Source organism: Mesorhizobium sp. M1027 (assembly GCF_040318745.1).
GTDB lineage: Bacteria > Pseudomonadota > Alphaproteobacteria > Rhizobiales > Rhizobiaceae > Mesorhizobium.
On sequence record NZ_JAMYMW010000007.1, the window covers coordinates 290,454 to 311,720 of the forward strand.

19 protein-coding genes are annotated in these 21,267 nt (G+C 61.9%); 7 read left to right on the forward strand and 12 right to left on the reverse strand.

The annotated features are described in order from the left end of the window. Positions 1 to 273: 273 nt before the first annotated feature. Positions 274 to 2,232 carry an acetoacetate--CoA ligase gene (locus NKH50_RS16055; RefSeq protein WP_352879759.1) on the reverse strand — a complete coding sequence of 653 codons (1,959 nt, stop codon included), beginning with the start codon at positions 2,230 to 2,232 and terminating at the stop codon, positions 274 to 276. A gap of 183 nt (positions 2,233 to 2,415) precedes the next feature. On the opposite strand from NKH50_RS16055, the gene NKH50_RS16060 reads away from it, so the two are divergent. Next, positions 2,416 to 4,266, forward strand: coding sequence for an AsmA family protein (locus tag NKH50_RS16060; protein ID WP_352702134.1), 1,851 nt, complete (start codon positions 2,416 to 2,418; stop codon positions 4,264 to 4,266). Positions 4,267 to 4,278: 12 nt separating this feature from the next. Here NKH50_RS16060 and NKH50_RS16065 read toward each other — a convergent pair whose 3' ends face one another. The 8 genes from NKH50_RS16065 to NKH50_RS16100 all read right to left on the reverse strand — a co-directional run bounded on the left by NKH50_RS16065 (position 4,279) and on the right by NKH50_RS16100 (position 12,422). Then, a complete protein-coding gene (locus NKH50_RS16065; RefSeq protein ID WP_254819294.1) occupies positions 4,279 to 5,097 on the reverse strand; it encodes an ABC transporter permease in 819 nt (272 codons plus the stop codon). After that, positions 5,094 to 6,062 carry an ABC transporter permease subunit gene (locus NKH50_RS16070; protein WP_352879762.1) on the reverse strand — a complete coding sequence of 323 codons (969 nt, stop codon included), beginning with the start codon at positions 6,060 to 6,062 and terminating at the stop codon, positions 5,094 to 5,096. The genes NKH50_RS16065 and NKH50_RS16070 overlap by 4 nt, the downstream gene beginning before the upstream one ends. Before the next feature lie 9 nt (positions 6,063 to 6,071). After that, positions 6,072 to 7,211: an ABC transporter ATP-binding protein gene (locus NKH50_RS16075; RefSeq protein ID WP_352879763.1), complete on the reverse strand. Its 1,140-nt coding sequence runs from the start codon at positions 7,209 to 7,211 to the stop codon at positions 6,072 to 6,074. 74 nt (positions 7,212 to 7,285) lie between these two features. After that, positions 7,286 to 8,383: a polyamine ABC transporter substrate-binding protein gene (locus NKH50_RS16080; protein WP_352879765.1), complete on the reverse strand. Its 1,098-nt coding sequence runs from the start codon at positions 8,381 to 8,383 to the stop codon at positions 7,286 to 7,288. A 352-nt stretch (positions 8,384 to 8,735) separates the two neighbouring features. After that, positions 8,736 to 9,689, reverse strand: coding sequence for a DMT family transporter (locus NKH50_RS16085; RefSeq protein WP_352879767.1), 954 nt, complete (start codon positions 9,687 to 9,689; stop codon positions 8,736 to 8,738). A gap of 182 nt (positions 9,690 to 9,871) precedes the next feature. Next, on the reverse strand, positions 9,872 to 10,747 hold the full coding sequence (locus tag NKH50_RS16090) for a DUF2167 domain-containing protein (RefSeq protein WP_352879769.1): 876 nt from the start codon (positions 10,745 to 10,747) through the stop codon (positions 9,872 to 9,874). Continuing rightward, positions 10,707 to 10,892 carry a hypothetical protein gene (locus NKH50_RS16095; RefSeq protein ID WP_352879771.1) on the reverse strand — a complete coding sequence of 62 codons (186 nt, stop codon included), beginning with the start codon at positions 10,890 to 10,892 and terminating at the stop codon, positions 10,707 to 10,709. Before NKH50_RS16095 ends, NKH50_RS16090 begins: the two co-directional genes overlap by 41 nt. Before the next feature lie 78 nt (positions 10,893 to 10,970). Beyond that, positions 10,971 to 12,422: a helix-turn-helix domain-containing protein gene (locus NKH50_RS16100; protein ID WP_352879773.1), complete on the reverse strand. Its 1,452-nt coding sequence runs from the start codon at positions 12,420 to 12,422 to the stop codon at positions 10,971 to 10,973. 238 nt (positions 12,423 to 12,660) lie between these two features. Here NKH50_RS16100 and aceA point away from each other — a divergent pair, with 238 nt between their 5' ends. Both aceA and NKH50_RS16110 read left to right on the forward strand, forming a co-directional pair. After that, positions 12,661 to 13,950 carry an isocitrate lyase gene (gene aceA, locus NKH50_RS16105; RefSeq protein WP_352879775.1) on the forward strand — a complete coding sequence of 430 codons (1,290 nt, stop codon included), beginning with the start codon at positions 12,661 to 12,663 and terminating at the stop codon, positions 13,948 to 13,950. Between the two features lie 68 nt (positions 13,951 to 14,018). Then, on the forward strand, positions 14,019 to 14,261 hold the full coding sequence (locus NKH50_RS16110; protein WP_023719402.1) for an SMc00767 family acetate metabolism repressor: 243 nt from the start codon (positions 14,019 to 14,021) through the stop codon (positions 14,259 to 14,261). A 65-nt stretch (positions 14,262 to 14,326) separates the two neighbouring features. Here NKH50_RS16110 and NKH50_RS16115 read toward each other — a convergent pair whose 3' ends face one another. Next, positions 14,327 to 14,794, reverse strand: coding sequence for a RidA family protein (locus NKH50_RS16115; protein WP_352879777.1), 468 nt, complete (start codon positions 14,792 to 14,794; stop codon positions 14,327 to 14,329). A gap of 425 nt (positions 14,795 to 15,219) precedes the next feature. On the opposite strand from NKH50_RS16115, the gene NKH50_RS16120 reads away from it, so the two are divergent. After that, on the forward strand, positions 15,220 to 15,609 hold the full coding sequence (locus tag NKH50_RS16120; RefSeq protein WP_352822408.1) for an ANTAR domain-containing protein: 390 nt from the start codon (positions 15,220 to 15,222) through the stop codon (positions 15,607 to 15,609). 33 nt (positions 15,610 to 15,642) lie between these two features. Here the strand turns inward: NKH50_RS16120 and NKH50_RS16125 are convergent, their stop codons facing one another. Then, entirely contained in the window at positions 15,643 to 16,359 is a 717-nt protein-coding gene (locus tag NKH50_RS16125; protein ID WP_352879779.1) for an HAD family hydrolase, read from the reverse strand. Between the two features lie 167 nt (positions 16,360 to 16,526). On the opposite strand from NKH50_RS16125, the gene NKH50_RS16130 reads away from it, so the two are divergent. The 3 genes from NKH50_RS16130 (at position 16,527) to NKH50_RS16140 (ending at position 20,450) form a co-directional block, all read left to right on the forward strand. Then, complete coding sequence (locus tag NKH50_RS16130; protein ID WP_352475854.1) at positions 16,527 to 17,960, forward strand: glutamine synthetase family protein; 1,434 nt, start codon at positions 16,527 to 16,529, stop codon at positions 17,958 to 17,960. A 140-nt stretch (positions 17,961 to 18,100) separates the two neighbouring features. Beyond that, on the forward strand, positions 18,101 to 19,387 hold the full coding sequence (locus NKH50_RS16135; RefSeq protein ID WP_352879781.1) for an NAD(P)/FAD-dependent oxidoreductase: 1,287 nt from the start codon (positions 18,101 to 18,103) through the stop codon (positions 19,385 to 19,387). A 211-nt stretch (positions 19,388 to 19,598) separates the two neighbouring features. Beyond that, on the forward strand, positions 19,599 to 20,450 hold the full coding sequence (locus tag NKH50_RS16140) for an SH3 domain-containing protein (protein WP_352879783.1): 852 nt from the start codon (positions 19,599 to 19,601) through the stop codon (positions 20,448 to 20,450). Between the two features lie 63 nt (positions 20,451 to 20,513). On the opposite strand, the gene NKH50_RS16145 is transcribed toward NKH50_RS16140, so the two are convergent. Further along, positions 20,514 to 21,260, reverse strand: coding sequence for an SDR family oxidoreductase (locus NKH50_RS16145; protein WP_352879785.1), 747 nt, complete (start codon positions 21,258 to 21,260; stop codon positions 20,514 to 20,516). Between the last annotated feature and the right edge of the window lie 7 nt (positions 21,261 to 21,267).

The window sequence follows — 21,267 nt, forward strand, 5'->3', positions numbered from 1 at the left end:
TTGCGCAAAGAAAAAGGCGTCCAACAGGACGCCTTGAGAAATTGGAATTGCTGTCACAACGGGGCTTGAGCGAATCAGATCCTCTGGGGCTAAGAGGAACGGGATTTCTCCCTCAAGTTACGCACGACTATCGATGCCGGGCCTTAACAAATCCTTACCGCCACGCCGGAAAATTTACCAATGTGTACCACTCATGAAATCTAGGTAAATTCCGAAGAGATAATTTGTTAACGATACCGGAGACCTCAAAACGGCTCCCGCCTTGCATCCCGGTCAGTCGGCAAGCTGCGGCAGGTCGCGGAACAGCTCGAGCGCTTCGGGATTGGCGAGCGCTTCCTTGTTCTTGATGGCGCGGCCATGCACCATGTCGCGTACCGCGAGCTCGGTGATCTTGCCCGATTTGGTGTGCGGAATATCGCTGACGGCGACGATCTTGGCCGGCACGTGGCGCGGGCTCGCCCCGATGCGGATTTTCGCGCGGATGCGTTTTTCCAGCTCGGCATCGAGCTCGACGCCTGCCGTCAGCCGCACGAACAGTACGACGCGAACGTCATTGTCGAAATCCTGGCCGATGCATAGTGCTTCGAGGATTTCCGGCATCTGCTCGACCTGATTGTAGATCTCCGCCGTGCCGATCCTGACACCGCCCGGATTGAGCGTGGCGTCGGAACGGCCATGAATGATCAGGCCGCCATGGGCGGTCCATTCGGCGAAATCGCCGTGGCACCAGACATTGTCGAAACGTTCGAAATAGGCGGCTCGGTATTTCCTTCCGTCAGGGTCGTTCCAGAAGCCGAGCGGCATCGCGGGAAACGCCTTGGTGCAGACGAGCTCGCCCTTCTCCTGGCGGAGCGGCCGGCCGTCATCGTCCCAGACATCGACGGCAAGACCGAGCCCGGGCCCCTGGATCTCGCCGGTCCATACCGGTTCGATCGGCACGCCGAGCACGAAGCAGGAGACGATATCGGTGCCGCCGGAAATCGAAGCCAGATGCACGTCCTTCTTGATGCCTTCGTAGACGAAGCGGAAATCTTCCGGCGATAGCGGCGAGCCGGTCGAGGAAATGGTGCGCACGCTGGAAAGATCATGCGTGCGGATCGGCTTGAGGCCGGCCTTGCGCACGGAATCTATGAATTTGGCCGAGGTGCCGAAATACGTCATCTTCTCGGCATCGGCGAAATCGAACAGCGTATTGCCGTCCCGGTAGAAGGGCGAGCCGTCGTAGAGCAGCAAGGTGGCACCCGACGCCAAGCCCGACACCAGCCAGTTCCACATCATCCAGCCGCAGGTGGTGAAGTAGAAGAAGCGGTCGCCGTCGAGCAGGCCGGCATGCAGCCGTTCTTCCTTGACGTGCTGGATCAGCGTTCCGCCGGCCGAATGGACAATGCATTTGGGGATGCCAGTCGTGCCGGACGAAAACAGGATGTACAGTGGATGCGAAAAGGGCAGCCTTTCGTAGGCGACAGACCTGGCGGCAAAGCGTGACAGCGCCTCTTCCAGCGCGGCCGCCTTGCCGATGGTCGCGGCGACGTCGAGCGAGGTGCCGAGATAGTCGACAATGAGGATCTTGCGGACGGTGGCGAGCTTGCCCGCCACGGCCGCGACCTTGTCGGCGACTTCGATCGCCTTGCCATTGTACCAGTAGCCGTCCGGCGCGATGAATATGACCGGCTCGATCTGGCCGAACCGGTCGAGAACGCCCTGCTCACCAAAATCTGGGGAGCAGGACGACCAGACGGCGCCGATCGAGGCGGCCGCCAGCATCGCAGCAACGGTCTCCGGCATGTTCGGCATCATCGCGGCGATGCGGTCGCCCTTCTTCACCTTGAGCGACAGGAAAAGCTGCTGCAGGCGCGAGGTCAGCGCATGCAGCTCGTTCCAGGACAGCCGCCGCTCGGCCTTGTCCTCGCCGCGAAAAACGATTGCGTCGCCAAGCCCGGTTTTCTTGAGGAGATTCTCGGCGAAGTTCAGCTTCGCATCAGGGAAGAAGGTCGCGCCGGGCATCTTGTCGCCATCGATGAGCACGCGTTCGCCCTTGTCGCCGACGATGCCACAAAAGTCCCAGACCAGGCTCCAGAAGGTCTCGCGGTCATCGATCGACCAGCGATGCAGGTCGGCATAGGAGGAGAAAGACTCGCCGGCCATGCTGGCCGCGGCGTTCATGAAGGCGGTCATCGGCGCCGCGTCGATCTGCTCTTGCGTCGGGATCCAGAGCGGTGCGTCGTCAGCCATCATTGTTCCTCCGCAGGCTGCATCGCTTATGCAATATCGCGATGCAGCAGAGCAAGATTTTGTTGGACCGCGCCGGTCAGGGTGTGCGCAAATGCCATCGCCGGGCCATAAAGACTTGAAATGCGTCAGCCGTCGGTTACACCCGTCGGGCGATTTTGTCGGAATGGAAGCATACAGGGCGATATGCCATCACCTTTGATCCGACGCGGAATATGGGCGATCGGCGCAGCCGTCATCGTCATCGCGCTGGTCGTCGCAGCCTTGCCGCTGATCGCCTCGACCCGTATCGTGCGCGACCGCATCGCATGGGAAATGAGCGCCTGGAGCGGTTTCCGGGTCACCATCGACGGTGCGCCGCGCATCGAGGTCTGGCCGAATTTCCGGGCGATCCTGAGCGACGTGACGCTGTCGCAATGGACAGAGACGGATGCGCCGCCCGTGGTCGAAGCCGAACGGGTCGAGGTCGACCTCTCGGCGATGGCGGCGCTGCGTGGCGACGTGGTGTTTTCGACGGCGCGGATGGTACGACCGACGATCCGGGTTCAGCGTACCGCGAGCGGGTTTTTCCTGCCTGCGATTCCCAGCGGCGGGCGCATTACGCGTTCGATCGATGCTGCCCGCGCGGTGATCAACACAAATCCCGCCAAGCCGGATCTCGGCAAGCTGCCGACAGATCCGTTCGGCACAGTCGAGTTCAGGGACGGCCGCGTGGTGGCTGCCATTGGCGGCAAGGACCAGGAGATATTGAGCAGCCTGAGCGGCCAGGCGAACTGGGCCGCGATGAACAGCAATGCGACGCTGTCGGCGACCGGGATATGGCGCGGCGAAAGTGTTGCCATCGACGCCGCATCGCCGAACCCGCTTGTGTTGTTTGGTGGCGGCACAGCACCGGCCACGTTTTCCTTCAAGGCGGCGCCGGCCAGTTTTTCGTTCGACGGCCGCGCCAGCATGTCGGAAAACGGCTATTTCGACGGCCAGGCAAAATTCGCCGCACCTTCGCTCCGACGCGTGCTCGAATGGTCGCAGGCCGGCATCGCGCCCGGTGCGGCAATCGGCTCGATCTCGGTTTCAAGCAAGATCACGGCGACGGCCGGGCGCGTCAAATTCGAAAACACCGCCCTGACCCTCGACAACAACCCCGGAATGGGCGCGCTGGACTTCACCTACGGCGAGGCATTGCCGGTGATCTCCGGCACACTTGCCTTCGATACGCTCGACCTCAGATCATTTCTCTCCGCCTTTGCCCCGGTGCCATCCGCCGGCGGCACCGATCCGGGCGAAATCGATACGAGCTTCGCCGACCGGATCAATCTCGATCTCAGGCTGTCGGCGGCGCATGCCACGGCCGGCGCCATCCAGCTTGCCGACGTCGCCGCCACCGCCCAGGTCAAGAACGGCCTTGCCGTCTTCGACATATCGGATGCATCCGCCTTCGGCGGCAACGTCCAGAGCAGCGTCCGTTTCGACCGCAAGCCCGCAGGCACGGAAGTCGAGATCCGGCTGCTTGCTTCCGATATCGACGGCGGCGCTTTCGGCACCGCGGCCGGGATGAAGCGGCTGGTGCCGATCGGCACTGGAACCGTTTCGGTCATCCTCAAGGGGCCTGGCAGAACCTGGGACTCGATTTTCGAAAACGCCAATGGCTCGCTGTCCGCGACGTTCGGCGCGGGTGCGCTGAGCCGGCTTAACCTGCCGGCGTTCCTCAAGCACACCGAACAGGGCGGATTCTTCGCGCTGGACGACGTCTCGGACGGAACGCTGCCGATTGACGGGGCCGAGCTCAAGGCGAGCATTTCGAACGGCGTCGCGCGCATCGACAAGGCCGAGGTGAATTCCGCGCAATACAAGATCTGGCTTTCCGGCATTGCATCCTATGCCGGACGCGGGCTGGCACTGTCCGGCGGCATCGTCCGGCCGAGCCAGGCTGCCACGCAGACGAACGGCCAGGGACCCAATCAGTCGTCGTTCTTCGTCGGCGGCACGTGGAGCACGCCGTTCATCTCGCCGATAAGCCGCGGCGTTTCGGGAGAGTAAGCAGCAGCAGCTTCAACCGCGCTGCGCGGCCTGCTCGTCGCGCTGGCGCTGCACTTCGCGGCTCTTGTTGACAAGCGAAGCGATGATCACACCGACGGCGACAACGGCGATCAGGATGGTGCAGGCGGCGTTGATTTCCGGCGTCACGCCGAGGCGAACTTGGCTGTAGATCTTCATCGGCAGTGTCGTGGCGCCGGGACCCGAGGTGAAGCTGGCAATAACCAGGTCGTCGAGCGAGAGCGTGAAGGCCAGCATCCAGCCGGAGACGATCGCCGGCATGATGACCGGCAGCGTGATCTGGAAGAAGGTCCTTACCGGCGGTGCACCGAGGTCCATCGCGGCTTCTTCCAGTGAACGATCGAAGGTGATCAGGCGCGACTGCACCACCACCGCGACGAAGCACATGGTCAGCGTGGTGTGGGCAAGCGTCACCGTCAGAAAGCCGCGGTCGAGGCCGACGGCGACGAAGAGCAGCAGCAGCGACAGGCCGGTGATGACTTCGGGCATGACCAGCGGCGCAAACACCATGCCCGAAAACAGAAGCCGGCCGCGAAAGCGCGTGTAGCGTGTCAAGGTGAGCGCCGCCAGCGTGCCGAGCACGGTCGCCACGGTTGCCGAGATGACGCCGACCCGGGCCGTCACCCAGGTGGCGTCCATCAGGCCCCGGTTGTGGAACAGCGAGACGTACCATTTCGTCGAGAAGCCGCCCCAGACGGTGACCAGCTTCGACTCGTTGAAAGAGAACACGACGAGCAAGACGATCGGCAGGTAAAGAAAGGCAAAGCCGAGCACGATCGAAATGACGTTGAAGCGGCTCCAGGTGGCGTTCATTGGTCCTGCTCCTGAGCACGCGCCTGGGCCCGCTGGAAAATCATGATCGGCACGATCAGCAGCAGCAGCAGGATGACGGCAACGGCGGACGACACGGGCCAGTCACGGTTGGCGAAGAACTCGTTCCACAGCGTCCTGCCGATCATCAGCGTCTGCGAGCCGCCGAGCAGGTCGGGAATGACGAACTCACCGACGGCGGGAATGAACACCAGGAGGCAGCCGGCGATGACGCCGGGCAGCGACAGCGGAAAGGTGATCTTCCAGAAGGCGCTGGTCGGCGGGCACCCGAGATCCTTCGCCGCCTCGATCAGCGTATGGTCCATCTTCTCCAACGACGAATAGAGCGGCAGCACCATGAACGGCAGATAGGAGTAGACGATACCGATGAAGATAGCCGTATAGGTGTTGAGGATGATCAGCGGCTGGCTGATGATGCCGCTGGCGAGCAGCAGCTGGTTGAGCAGGCCCTCGGGCTTGAGGATGCCGATCCAGGCATAGACACGGATCAGGAACGAGGTCCAGAACGGCAGGATCACCAGCATCAGCAAGGTCGGGCGGATCGTCGCCGGAGCGCGCGCCATGCCATAGGCAATGGGATAGCCGACAAGCAATGTCAGAACCGTCGAGATGGCGGCGACGACGACGCTCGTCACATAGGCGTTGAAGTAGAGCGCATCCTTCGTCAGCCACGTGTAGTTGTCGAAATTGAGCGCGCCAACCCCCGAGATGAACCCGGAAATGCCGCCGCGGAAATCGAGCACCGGAGTATAGGGCGGCATGGCGATCGCCGTCTGCGACAGCGAAATCTTGAAGACGATGATGAAGGGGACAAGAAAGAAGAACAGCAGCCAGAGATAGGGGACGATAATGACGAGACGGTTGACGAAAGCCGCGCTCAGCCTGGCCGGGGCGGATTTGCCGGCAGCATTTGCCGGAGAGCTTGTTGCGGCAGTGACAGCGGACATGATCAATCCCTACCGTGTCAGCACGACGCCGGCGTCAGGGCGGAAGGAAATCCAGGCGCGGTCGTTCCAGCTCAGCGGATCCTCGGTGAGGCGTGCCGCGTTCATGGTGCTTGCCCGCACCACCTGACCATCGTCCAGCCTGACGTGATAGACGGTCATGTCACCGAGATAGGCGATATCGTAGACCTCGCCCTCGATGACATTGACGGCACCGGCGGGTTTCGTGGAGGACACCTTGATCTTCTCCGGTCTGATGGCGAAGGTAACGGATGTCCCGGCGGCGGCACTGCCGGCGTTTTCGGTTCGGATGGTGATGCCGTTGCCGGCATCGATGCTTGCGCTGCCGGCCTCGCCAGCCGCGATCCTCCCGCCGAACATATTCACGTTGCCGACGAAGCCGGCGACGAAGCGCGAGCCCGGCGCTTCGTAGACCTCGGCCGGTGTCGCCACCTGCATCACCTCGCCCTTGTCGATGATGGCGATGCGGTCGGCCATCGTCATCGCCTCTTCCTGGTCATGGGTGACGACGACGAAGGTGAGGCCGAGATTCTGCTGCAGGTCCATCAGCTCAAACTGGGTTTCCTCGCGCAGCTTCTTGTCCAGCGCGCCAAGCGGCTCGTCGAGCAGCAAGACTTTCGGGCGCTTTGCCACCGAGCGCGCGAGCGCGACGCGCTGGCGCTGGCCGCCCGACAATTGGTGCGGCTTGCGCTTCGCGAACTGCTCGAGCTTGACCAGCTTCAGCATCTCGGCGACGCGCTTTTCGATATCGGCCTTGACCATGCCTTCCTGCTTGAGGCCGAACGCGATGTTGTTCTCGACCGTCATATGCGGAAACAAGGCGTAGGACTGGAACATCATGTTGACCGGCCGCCGATAGGGCGGAATGCCGCGCAGATCCTGGCCATCGAGCAGGATGCGGCCGGCGGTCGGCTCCTCGAAGCCGGCAAGCATCCTGAGCAGCGTCGATTTCCCGCAGCCTGAGGCTCCAAGCAAGGCAAAGAATTCGCGTTCGAAGATGGTCAGCGACAGGTTGTTGACCGCCGTGAACTCACCGAATTTCTTGGTGACGTTGTCGAACTGGATGTATGGCTTGGCGTTCGGATCGTTCCATGGCGCGAAATCCCTGCGGATGCTGCCAAGCGATTTCATGTCCCACTCCGTCCTGCTGCTTGCCCCATGAGAAAGCGGGCCCGGCAGCCGGCGGCCGGGGCCTGGTCAGATTGTTATTGGCCAGTGACGATCTTGGTCCAGGTGCGGGTGATGATGCGCTGGGTCTTGGGATCGTAAGGCGAGACGGTGTAGAGCTTCTGCAAGGTGGCGGCGTCTGGATAGATCGCCGGATCTTCCAGGATCGCCTTGTCGATGAACTGCTGCGAAGCCTTGTTGCCGTTGGCGTAGAGCACATAGTTCGACGATTTGGCGATCACTTCGGGCTTCATCATGTAGTTCAGGAACTCATGCGCTTCGGCGACATGCTGCGCGTCGGCCGGGATCGCCATCTGGTCGAACCACATCTGCGCACCTTCCTTCGGCACGGAGTAGCCGATCTCGACGCCCTGCTTGGCTTCGTCGGCGCGGTTGCGGGCCTGGAAGACGTCACCCGACCAGCCAACCGCCAGGCAGATGTCGCCATTGGCAAGAGCGTTGATGTATTCGGACGAGTGGAACTTGCGGATATAGGGCCGGACCTTCAGCAATATTTCTTCGGCCTTGGCGATCTCATCGGGCGATGTGCTGTTCGGGTCGAGGCCCAGATATTTCAATGCCGCCGGTATGATGTCGGCCGGCGAATCCAGCACATAGACGCCGCAGTCCTTCAATTTGGCCAGGCTTTCGGGATTGAAGAACACGTCCCAGCTGTCGATCTTGTCGGTGCCGAGCGCTGCCTGCACCTTCTTGATATTGTAGCCGATGCCGACAGTACCCCACATGTAGTTGATCGAATATTCGTTGCCGGGATCATATTTGGCGGTCCGTTCCATGACCGTGTCCCACATATTGGAAATGTTCGGCAGTTTCGACTTGTCGAGCTTCTGGAACACACCCGCCTGGATCTGGCGTGCAAGGAAATTGCCGCTCGGCACGACGACATCGTAGCCGCTGCCGCCGGCGAGCAGCTTCGTTTCCAGGATCTCGTTGGAATCGAAAGTGTCGTAGACGACCTTGATGCCGGTTTCCTTGGTGAAGTCGTCGATGATCGAACTGTCGATATAGTCCGACCAGTTGAACACGTTGACGACGCGATCCTCGGCATGCGCGCCTAAGGTGAAAACTGCCAGAAACGCCGAAGTCGCCGAAAGCCAGAGCGCTTTGCGGGTCATGCTATTCTCCTTTGATGAGTGTTCCGTCGCCAGCTCGTCGCGGCGCTCGCGCGGCTGGGCATTTGCTTCAGGGTATTGGGCTTGCAGGCAGGCGACAAGCGGGAATTGCCGGCGCCATTATGGTTCGGCGACGAGGCGACAGCGAAGACTTGGCGTGGCGTTGCTGGTGTTCCGGCGCCGTCGGAAGCTTTCGCTACGGCGCGGGCAGGGAGACGACGATGTTGTCCGGCCTCGATGCGGCCGGCATGGAGACTTGGCAAGATACGCCTGTCTTGTTGTTGCCGTGATCGCAGCCTGCCCGCGCGGCCGCGACATTGTCAATGGTTCATCTCGCTTTGTCGCGTGCGCTGCATCAATTAGGCGACGGCACACCGGTGACGCCCGCTCGCGCGGGCCGCGTCTGACGCTTGAATTCGAGCCCGATATGGACGAGCAGTGCGGTGACGACGACCGCACCGCCGACGATGGTGCGCGCCGACGGCACCTCGGAATGGATGAGCCAGACCCAGATCGGGCCAAGGATCGGTTCGAACGTGCCGAGCAGCGCCGCGACGGCGGCCGGAACAAGCCGGGCGCCGGTGGCGAAGAAGGCGAGGCCGAGTCCCAGATTGATCACGCCAAAGACAAAGAGAAAGCCCATATCGTGGCTCGAGACGTCGAGGGCCGACCCTTGCGATGCCGCAAAGGCGGCCGCCAGCATCGTGCCGAGGCAAGTCGCCGGGGTCATGCGCACATGGGCAAAGCGGCGCGTGATGACGGTGGCGACCGAGAACATGACGGCGATGAGCAGCGCCAGCCCGTCGCCGATCGGCGATACCGCGCCATCGAGCGATTCCGACACCATGATGGCGACGCCGGCAATGACGGCGGCAATCGCCAACCAGGTCGCCACCGCCACGCGTTCGCGAAACAGCGCCCAGGCAAACAGCGCAGCCAGAAGCGGCACGCCGGCCTGCATCAACAGGATGTTGGCGACGGTGGTATAGGCAAGCGCGACGACGAAAGAGGTCGACGCCGTGGCGAAGCAGAACGCCACCGCAAGGCCGGCCAGGCCCATGCCACGAAACAGCTTCAGCGTGCCACGCCAGCCGTCGCGCCAGACCATGAAGCAGAGCAGGAAGGCAGCGGCCCAGACCGAGCGCCAGAACACCACCGTCCAGCTGTCAGTGTTGTCGATGAAGCGCGCAATTGTGCCGCCAAAACTCCACATCAGCGCCGACAGGAATACCAGCAGGAAACCGACGCGTTCCCCTTGCGGCGACACGATCGGCGAAGCGGCAACCGGAGATGATGCGGTATCGGTCATGGGTGCGACTGTCGGCGAATTCGGAGCAGCACGACGTGCAATGGACGACAGAGACGTGCCTCATTCGCGTAACGCAAAGCAGAAGGCCGGGCGTGATCCAGTTCAATGTTCCGTTTGGCGCACTGATGAGGGCGCCTCGCCCTCGCCCGGCGATGATCCGAGGCGACCTGTCGACGATCGCTTTACGACGTGCCCCTGTTGCCGCGGATAAAGCGCCAGAGACCGGCCAGGGGAACCAGCAGGAGCAGGCCAAACTTTTTCAGCGCGATCAGCGCCACGACCAGAAAACCTGCTTTCGCCGCCAGCTTTCCGGCAATCAGGCCACCGACGCCAATCGCCGCAACCGTATCGACGCCCGGCACGAAATCGGCGTATGTCTTGCCGGTATTGAAGTCCGCGAGGCCAAGCACTTCATCCAGGCTTTGCCTTATCTCCGGCAATTGTTCCACCGTCGCGATATAGCTCATCACGAAGACGCCCTCCCTGCCAAGGAAACGGACGTCGTAGTTGAGCGTATGGGCGGCATCGTTCCCAAATTGCAGCTCCTTGGCCCAGTGCAGGCGTTTGTGGGCCGCGTCATAAACCGGCGGCGACGCCCAGCCGATCAGCGTAATGGGCGCGTAGCCGTCCTTTACCCTCTGATCGTTGCCGGACAGAGTGTCTGACTGCATGTTGCGCAGCAGTTCATTGTAATCGATGGACGCGGCGTCACTGTCGTCGACGTAACCAATTTTTTCCCAGCGCAGCTCTATCCCCCAATTGTTATCGGCAATGGGATCATGGGAGACTGGAAAGATCATGCCGAGGGCATCGGAACCAGAGTCGGGCGGATTGCCCCAGGCTTCGGTGAGGACGGAGAGCGTGTCCTTCTTGTCCAGAAAATAGAACTTGTCCTTGAGATCGAGATGGATGCCTTCGGCAAGATTTATCGCGCCGGTCTTCGGATCGATCTTGTCCAGGAACGCCTTGCCGGCATCATTATACTGTTGATAGGACTTGAAGAAATCCGAGGACTTTTCAGCCGATGCGGGATCGGCCACCGAAAACGCGAGCGCCAAGCCAAGCCAAAAAACAGTCCTGCCCATCATTGATCCCCCGACCGTTGCGCAGTTCTTTTTTTTGATACCGTACTGTCAATGCTGAATCAATATTCGGCTGAATCAATATTTTGGCCGAACCAATATTTTGGCCGGCAGCTGCCAACCAGCTTACTGGTTGCCGCCGCAGGAACAGATGAGGTTCTTCGGTCGAAGATTCAGCCGCAATATTGCTGGAGCCGAATCACTGAAAATCGAATGCCGACAGCCCCGTCACCATCTCATCGAGGCCGAGCGGGCGTGTAACGGGTGGCTCGGCGCGGGCGAGGCAGCCGATGCGCTCGCACAGCCGGCAGGCAGGGCCGACCGGCGTCGCCGTCGCCGTGGCGCTCTGTCCGGTCTTGCCGATGGCGGCTGGCCTCGGCAACGCCGCTCCATAGACGACCTCGTCGCTAAAACCAATGTCGCAGCCGAGCAGCAGCGCGGTGCGGCGCGGCCGCTCGGCAAACGAGCCCTGCGGCCCCTCGAGCGTGCGGGCAATGCAGAGAAACGCTGCGCCGTCGGGCATTTCCACCGCCTCGACCAGGATCTGGCCGGGCTGGGCGAAGGCGGCATGGACCGGCAGCCTCGGACAGCCGCCGCCGAAGCGGCTTTGCGGAAAGCCGTGGCTGCCCGCCTTGCGGAAGCGATTGCCGGCACTGTCGACCTCGAGCATGAAGAACGGCACACCTGACGCCCCCGGCCGCTGCAGCGTGGCCAGCCGGTTCGCCGCCTGCTCGAAGGAAACGCCGAAGCGCGACCGCAACATGTCGATGTCGTAGCGGGTGCGGACCGCAGCGGCGTGGAAAGGCTGATAGGGCATCATCAGAGCGTGCGCGGCATAGCGGCCGAGCTCGAAACGCGCCAGCCGGCGGGCCTCGTCCGTGGTCAGCTTCAGCGCCTGGATCTCAGCGGCGACAGCGACGCTCATGCGGATCAGACAGGCCTCCATAGCCACCTCGCGCAGCTGATCGAATGGCGACAGGCGCTCGGACAGGAACAGGCGTTGCGAGTGACGGTCATAGCGACGGCGCCAGTTGGGCATGGTGGCGACCGGCAGTACCTTGACGACGATGCCGAATTCACGCCGCAGCCAAGCCTTCAACGCACTGAACAGATCGTCGCCGGGATCGAGCACCGACGTGAATGCCTCGGCTTCCTCTTCGAGCGCGGCAAAATGATTCGGCCGGCGTTCGAAAATCTCATGCACCTCGTCGATCGGCAGCCGGGCACCGGAGAGTGCGGTGGCCTTGCCCTCACGCGCGAGCAGCTCGTTGAGATCCGATAATCGCTTGGCCTGCTCGCGATAGGCGCGAAACAGCTTTATCACAGCGGCGGAAGCGTTGGGCGCCGCCTCGGCAAGCTCGATGAGTTCCTGGTCGCCCGGCAGTTCGCCGGCCAGCAACGGGTCTGAAAACACTTCCTTCAAATCGGCGACCGATCCCCGCGCCTCGCCTTGCAGTTCGTGCGGGTCGATCTTGTAGACGGATGCCAGCCTCAGGATCAGTTGCACCGTCAGCGGCCGCTGGTTGCGCTCGATGAGATTGAGATAGGACGGCGAGATGCCGAGCCCTTCGGCCATCGCCGTCTGGGTTAGCCCCTTGGCGTTGCGGATGCGACGAATGCGCGGCCCGGCGAAGATTTTATGGTCGGCCAATCGACTGCCCTTGACAGAAATTTACATCCGCCGATGGCATGGCGGCCTTTACAATCATGACAGATTTACAGCTCTCATTAGTCAAACACAACACAGGTTTTCCCTTATTTTCTGGCCGGTCTGGAGGTTTACCTCGCTTGCGTCGTGCCGGCGTGTAAATGATGTCACACATGGCGCACACATTTTTCCCTCTGCGACGCCATCCGAAAACCGGCATCAAACCCGCCTGGAGTGACAAATGACCGACTTTTACAACCTTGTCCCGTCGGCACCGCAAGGCCGCTTTGATGGCATCGAACGGCCCTATTCGCCGGAGGAGGTGAAGCGGCTGCGCGGCTCGGTGCAGATCCGGCAGAGCCTCGCCGAAATGGGGGCAAACCGGCTGTGGCAGCTCATCCATGAAGAGGATTTCGTCAACGCGCTGGGTGCCATGTCGGGCAACCAGGCGATGCAGCAGGTGCGGGCCGGGCTGAAGGCGATCTATCTGTCGGGATGGCAGGTCGCCGCAGATGCCAACACCGCTTCCGCCATGTACCCGGACCAGTCGCTCTATCCCGCCAATGCGGCGCCCGAACTGGTCAAGCGCATCAACCGCACCCTGCAGCGCGCCGACCAGATCGAGACTTGCGAAGACAAGGGGCTATCGGTCGACACCTGGTTCGCGCCGATCGTCGCCGATGCGGAAGCCGGCTTCGGCGGGCCGCTCAATGCCTTCGAGATCATGAAGGCATTCATCGAGGCGGGTGCGGCCGGCGTCCATTACGAGGACCAGCTGGCTTCGGAGAAGAAATGCGGCCATCTCGGCGGCAAGGTGCTGATCCCAACCGCCGCACACATCCGCAATCTCAACGCGGCGCGCCTTGCCGCCGACGTCATGGGCACGCCGACACTGGTCGTGGCGCGCACCGACGCGGAAGCGGCAAAGCTCCTGACCTCCGACATCGACGAACGCGACCGGCCCTTCGTCGATTATGGCGCCGGCCGTACGGCGGAGGGCTTCTACCATGTCAGCAACGGCATCGAGCCCTGCATCGCCCGTGCCGTCGCCTATGCGCCCTATGCGGACCTGATCTGGTGCGAGACCTCCAGGCCCGATCTGGGGCAGGCCAGGACGTTTGCCGAGGGCGTGCGCAAGCATCATCCAGGCAAGCTGCTTGCCTATAATTGCTCGCCGTCTTTCAACTGGAAGAAGAATCTCGATGACGCGACGATTGCGAAGTTCCAGAAGGAACTCGGCGCCATGGGTTACAAGTTCCAGTTCATTACGCTGGCCGGTTTCCACCAGCTCAATTTCGGCATGTTCGAGCTCGCCCGCGGCTACAAGGAGCGGCAGATGGCAGCCTATTCGGAACTGCAGGAGGCGGAATTCGCCGCGGAAGCCTATGGCTACACCGCCACCAAGCACCAGCGCGAGGTCGGCACCGGCTATTTCGACGCCGTCTCGATGGCGATCACCGGTGGCCAGTCTTCGACCACGGCCATGCATGGATCGACCGAGCACGCCCAATTCAGGCCGGCGGCGGAATAGCAGACAAACAGAGGAACGCCCAAACGGCATGGCAACACAACAGGCATGGCAACACAGGGAGAAGACCAATGGCATCGATAAGCCGCGTCAAGGAACGGGCCGAAGAGCAGGCCACCAGCATGAATGTCGACCAGCAGGCGACCATCCGAATGCTGGCGAACGATCTGCACAGGCTCAATCAGTCGGTAATGAAGGCGGTCGAGGCCGGCGTCTCGGTCGAACTGGTGCGCTCGGCACGGCACCATGGCGGCGACGGCAACTGGGGCGACCTGCTGATCCCGGTCATCGTCACGCAACGGAGCCACGACTGATGAATTCTACCGCACCGCGCCTTTTGTGAGCGCATGTTATCGCACCCCGCACGCCGCGGCTCTGCCTAGTCCGGCAGAGCCCCTAGTGCAACGATTTCAATGACAAGATCAGGCTGCGCAAGTGCTGCAACGCCGATACCTTCCGAGGGCGGCGGGTTGTTGTAGCTGCAGTGCTTCGGGCAGTGCTCGGCAAAGAATTCGTCCAGGACGTCCAGGCGAAAATTGGGAGAGCTCAGAACGCCGCCATCGGGAAATGGCCCCTTAACAAAGAAGGTCAGTCTGATGAGATGGTCGAGCGCAGTACCAAGCTCTTCCAGGTCTGATTTGATGTTGGTGAGAATTTCGCGCCACTGCGCGGCCGCACCGCCGACGGCGCCGCCGCCGCTTTTGCCGATCGGATCGTAGTCCTCGACGGTCGCGGTGTTTCCGGAAAGGTAGACAAACCCCTTTGCGCCGGTAACGACCGTACCCTTTCCCCACGGCATCAACCGGCCATTTTTGAATTTCTTGTGAGTCACGAGTTCCATTGTCATCTCCCGTCGATCAAAGAGACGTGCTTAGCCAACGAGGAAGGGTAGTCCGCCGAGACGATACGACAAGCTCGCGACAGACCTGCCTCGCCTTCATCCCAACCTTTCGTCAACCCGGCTACGGCTGCGAGTTGGTGCGTTCGCGCTGCAAAGCTAAAGTTCACTGGAGTCTGCCCCGTTGTGGTGGCAACTTCTCCTCCGGGCGGCGGCAAAGAAAGCACTTAATTTTAATTTTAATGTTTCTTGCGATATTCTCCTGATATGCCATTTGAGCTTGACATGAGCAGTGATCTCACGCCAATTAACTCTCGAGTTTCAACCCTGCATTGAAATGTTGAACAACGGCCTGCCCCGCCATGTGCCCAGCGAATCGCGATATCGAGCCTGCAAAACAGCCGCCTTTCGCTAGCCGAGACTTGGAGACAGGGATGCTCCCGGATTTCTCGCGGGTGCTGGTGGTCGGAAAATCACCGATCAACCGCGTCGTGGTTTCAAAAATCGTGGAGCGGTCCGGCCTCAAACCGATCTCGGAAACTCCCGAAACCGCGGCAAAGGCCTTGCACGCGCTGATACCCGGGACTGTCGTTCTCGACGGCGGCGCGGAGAACGGGGACTGCGACGCCTTGCTGTCGGGTATCGATGCACTGCGAAGGGCGTCAGGCAGATCGCTTCCGTCGGTGATCCTGCTTTCAGTCAAGACCGGCACTCCGGAGAGCCTGGGCCTGTCGAGCGTCGTCGATGCGGTGGTCGTCAAGCCGATCACCACCGAACGGCTGCAGCCGGTGATTGACCGGCTGGTCGGGGTCGGCCGCAACTGACCTCTACGGCGACGCGCCGACCGCAGACCTGGATCAATCAATCTCGCCGATACGCTCGATCAGGCCTGGCAGTTCACCGAGATTGGCTATCTGGCGAAAGCGCGGTGCTGAGACCGGCGGCTCGACATGCTCCAGCACCCAGGTCAGTTCATGCGGCACGTGGATGCCCCAACTGCCGGCTTCGATGGCCGGCACGACGTCCGATTTGAGCGAGTTGCCGACCATCATGCCCTTTTCCGGGCCATCGCCGTGGCGGCTGAAGATGCGGCTATAGGTGGCAGCGCTTTTGTCGCTGACGATTTCGACCGCATGGAACAGCTCTCCCAGTCCGGATTGCGCCAGCTTGCGTTCCTGGTCGAACAGGTCGCCCTTGGTGATCAGCACCAGGCGGTAGGCGCCGGCCAGCTTTTCCACGGTCTCGCGCGCATGCGGAAGCGGCTCGATCGGATGGCTGAGCATCTCGCGGCCCGCGTCGAGAATTTCGGCTATGGTTGAGGCCGGCACCTGGCCCTCGGTGACCTCGATAGCCGTCTCGATCATCGACAGCGTAAATCCCTTGATGCCGAAGCCGTAGACCGCGAGGTTGCGCTTCTCGGCCTCTAACAACCTTGCTGAAATCCGGTCCTCCTCGGCGTGATCGGCGAGCAGTGCGGCAAAGCGCTTCTCGGTCATGCGGAAGAACTGTTCATTCTGCCACAGCGTGTCATCGGCGTCGAAGCCGATCGTCGTCAGTTTGCGGCTGTGTTGCATGTGGCCCATTAATTGCAGCGTTGCGGGAGGCCGACCCTAGACCAGGAAGCTTTCATCCGGAAGTCGTTGTGTTTCCCCGATTATCGAGGCGCACGCCCGCCGGCTCCCCTTCCCTTCCGTCGTCGGCAACGGCTATACTCCACAATCTGCAACAAATCTGGTGATTGATGCCGCCTGCAAAAAAGGAAGTCCGTCCGTCGAGCCGCGGAGGACGTGCCCGCACGCCTGCCTTCGTGAAAAACCAACGTGGCGTCAAGAACTGGAAGGAAGTCAGCGCCTGGCTGGAATGGCGCGGCATCGAAGACATCGAATGCATCACGCCCGACCAGGCCGGGGTTGCGCGCGGCAAGATGATGCCATCGAAGAAATTCACCTCCAATACCTCGCTGGCACTGCCTTCGGCGGTGTTCATGACGACGATTTCCGGCGGCTATCCGGAGGACGGCAATGGCTTCCACTATCCGGAAGACGATGGCGACCTCAAGCTGATGCCTGACCTCTCGACGCTGACCGTGGTGCCGTGGGAGGAGGACCCGACGGCGGCGGTTATCTGCGACCTCGTCCACCAGGACGGCCGCTCGGTCGAGTTCACGCCGCGCAACGTGCTGAAGCGCGTGCTCGCCGCTTATGACAGACGCGGGCTGAGACCGGTCGTGGCGCCCGAGATCGAGTTCTACCTGGTGCGCAAGAACCCCGATCCGGACTACCCGCTCACCCCGCCTGTCGGGCGCTCCGGGCGGCCGATCGGCGGCGGCGCTGGCTATTCGATCGCCGGGGTCAACGAATTCGACGAACTGATCGACGACATCTATCATTTCTCCGAAAGCCAAGGGCTGGAGATCGACACGCTGATCCACGAGGAGGGCGCCGGCCAGCTCGAAATCAATCTGCGTCACGGCGATCCGATCGAGCTCGCCGACCAGGTGTTCATGTTCAAGCGCACAATCCGCGAGGCGGCGCTGAAGCACGAAATCTACGCCACCTTCATGGCCAAGCCGATCCAGGGCCAGCCCGGTTCCGCCATGCATATCCATCAGTCGATCATCGACAAGAAGACCGGCAAGAACGTCTTTTCGGCGGAGGACGGCTCGGAGACCGACGCCTTCTTCCACTTCATCGGCGGCATGCAGAAACATGTGCCGAACGCGCTGGTGATGTTTGCGCCCTACGTCAATTCCTACCGGCGGCTGACGCAGTCGGCCTCGGCGCCGGTCAACAACAAATGGGGCTACGATAACCGGACCACGGCCTTCCGCGTGCCCCGCTCCGACCCGGCGGCGCGGCGCGTCGAAAACCGCATTCCCTCCTCTGACGCCAACCCCTATCTGGCGCTGGCGGCATCGCTCGCCTGCGGGCTGATCGGCATGACCAACAAGATCCAGGCCGAGCCGCCGGTTCTGACGACCGCCAACGAGGACCAGATCGACCTGCCTCGCAGCCTGCTCGAAGCCGTCGACCTGTTCGAGGCCGACGAGGAACTCTGCGCCCTGCTCGGCAAATCCTTCGCAGCGACCTATGCGGCGATCAAGCGAGCGGAATTCGAGACCTTCATGGAAGTGATCAGCCCGTGGGAGAGGGAGTATTTACTGCTGAATGTGTGAGTAGTGAGTAGTCATTAGTGAGTAGTGAACGGGGCTGGATCGCACCAAGACCGTTACTGTCCGTTCCTATTCACCAACTACTACTCATTACTCACTATTTCTCTCCGCCTCTGCAAAAATCTCCGAGTCTTGGCTGCATCATGCCCTACCAATCCCCAATCTCCCCCGGCCGCTCCTGGTACGAAGACACCGCCGGGCCAAGGCCCGAATATCCGACGCTCGACGGCGACCGGACATGCGATGTGGTGATCGTCGGCGGCGGCTTTACCGGCCTGTCGGCCGCGGCTCACCTCGCCAAGACAGGCGCGGATGTCGTGCTTATCGAAACGCATCGTTTCGGTGATGGCGCATCGGGCCGCAATGGTGGCCAGCTCGGCACCGGACAGCGGGCCTGGGCAGAGGAGCTGGAAGCGGAATACGGCTTTTCCCGCGCCAAGGCGCTGTTCGACCTGGCCGAAGAGGCCAAGGCGCATCTGCTCGACTTCGCCGCGGTGAACCAGATCGAGATCGACTATATGCCCGGCCAAATGTCGGTGGCGCACAAGAAGCGCTATGTCGACGACTACAAGGCTCATGCCGAGATCATGGCAAACCGGTTCGGTTATCCGCACATCTCATTCATGGATGCCGCGGAGACTGCCGAGCGGCTCGGCTCGACGCATTATTTCGGCGGCACCCGCGATACCGGCACCGGCCACATCCATCCGCTGAAGCTGGTGATCGGCACCGCGAAAGTCGCGACACAGGCCGGCGCAAAGCTTTTCGAGCAGACGCCGTCGACCGGCATCACCTCCGGCGGCGGCAAGGTCAATGTTGTGACGCCGAAGGGCACGATCACCGCCGCTAAATGCCTGATCGGAGTCAACGCCTATGGCGGCACGCTCGAACCCGTGAGTGCCGCGCATATCATGCCGATCGGCTCCTTCATCGGTGCAACGGTGCCGCTGGGAGCCGATTCCAAAGTGTTGCCGGGTGGCGAGGCGGTCGACGATTCGCGCTTCGTCGTGCGCTATTTCCGCAAATCGAAGGATGGGCGGCTGCTGTTTGGCGGGCGCGAGATCTACGCGGTCAACGATCCCAAGGACATCCACATCCACATCCGCCGGCAGATCGCCGAGATCTATCCCTCATTGAAGGACGTCGAGATCACCCATGGCTGGGGCGGCTATGTCGGCATCACCGTGCCGAGAAAGCCGTTCGTGCGCGAAGTGATGCCCAATGTGATCTCGATCGGCGGTTATTCCGGCCATGGCGTCATGCTGTCGAACTTTTTCGGCAAGCTTTATGCGGAGACGGTCGCCGGCAACCGCGACCGGCTGAAGCTGATCGAGGACCTGAAAATTCCTCCCTTCCCCGGCGGCCGGCGTTTGCGCGCGCCACTGCTCTTTCTTGCGCTCAACTGGTACGCGTTGCGGGACAGGATTTAACCAGACGTTGCAGAATCCTTAACCTGGGCGCAGAATTCCCGCCAAGGGCGCAGTGATGCCACAATCGCGGGCGAAAGATGATGCTCGTGGGCAGCTGAACGGGGAATTTTGCGGGCTTGCCCGCTTTTGGTTTGGGACCGATGCCGATCGAAATGCCGGCTCTCCGGCAAGGGGTCGTAAGAACATCGGCCCGCAAATGGAGGTGGCAAGAGTGAAAGAGCCCTTCAGTTTCGGCGCGCCGGAACGACGGCGCCTTGCGATGCAATTCGGTTACGATATGCGGCCGACGTTCTGGCATGGGGTCCGGTCGAACGCGCATCTGGTAATCGCCGCGCTTGGCACGGCCGCACTGCTCGGCGTTGCCGCGGTGGCACTGTGGCTGGCATTGCCGGCAAATGAGCGACAAGCGGCCGCAAGCCCTGAGCAGATCGTTCCGACCATCCCGGTCAAGACGACGAAGATCATGCCTGCCAAGGTCGCTGCGGCGCCGCGGACGACGGGCAAGGCAGATGCGGTTTCACCGGCGGTTGCCGCTGCGGAAGCCGAGATACCAGCGCTGGCTCCCAACGATCCGCGCTGGACGGGGCCAAAGACGGCATCGGCCGCCGCCACGGCAGCATCCGACCAACTGGCAAGCCAGACCGAGCAGGCGGCCGATAAATCGTCCGCCGCGGTGGCGTTTGCTGACCCGGCAGCAAAACCCGACGCTGCGGCACTGTTTGCCAAAGTGGCGGCTCCCGGCAGCTCGACGAAAAACGCCGGGCCCGACGGCGCACAGACCGCCGCCATCCCCACGCCCAAGCCGCAACTGCCGGCGGCGCAGTCCGCGAGTGAGGACGGCGACGGCACCAAGGCAAAATCCGGAAAAGCCAATACTGCGGGTACCGGACGCATTCTGAGATCCGTCACCATGCGGATCGGCCCGAAGAAGAATGCTGCCGCCATTCTCACCGTGCCTGCCAAGACCTCGGTGCAGGTGATGAGCTGCAAGCAATGGTGCCAGATCGTCTACAACGGCAAGCGCGGCTGGGTGTACAAGAGCTACGTCAAAACCGGGGCGTAAGGTCGGCACAGCGATCGCGGGTGGCTCGCCATCAGCCAGTCCTGCGCCTGAGGACCCGGCCGTTCAAATACAACGTCCGCCGTCGACTTCCAGCGCCACGCCAGTGATGAAAGCCGCTTCGTCCGAAGCAAGCCAAAGCGCGGCATTGGCAATATCGAGCGGCGTCGAAAGCCGGCCGAGCGGGATCGATGCGCGGAACTTCTCGCGGATCTCGGGTGTGTCGGCGCCCATGAATTTCGCGAGCATGCCGGTCTCGCCGGCAACTGGGCAGAGGCAGTTGACGCGGATGTTCTTCGGCGCGAGTTCCACCGCCATCGATTTGGTCGCGGTGATCGCCCAGCCCTTCGATGCGTTGTACCAGGTGAGCCCAGGCCGCGGCCTGATACCGGCCGTGGAGGCCGTCGTCAGGATGACGCCACCGCCTTGCCGTTCCATGACCGGCACCACGGCAAGCGCTGCGTGGTAGATCGCCTTCATGTTGACAGCTGTGATCAGGTCGAAGGTCGCTTCGTCGACTTCCAGCATGTCACCGTTGCGATGAGTGTAACCGGCATTGTTGACCATGATGTCGATGTGGCCGAAGGCGCTCATTGCGGCATGGACCAACTCGTCGAATTCGGACCGCAGCGAGACGTCGGTCTGGGTCCAGATCGCCTTTTCGCCGATCTCGCCGGCAACGCGCTCCGCGCCCTTGGCGTTCAGATCGGCGACGACTACCCGCGCACCCTCCTCGGCAAAGCGCCTGGCTATGCCCTCGCCAAAGCCCGAGGCAGCGCCGGTGATGATGGCGACTTTGTTTTGCAGGCGCATGCTTTTC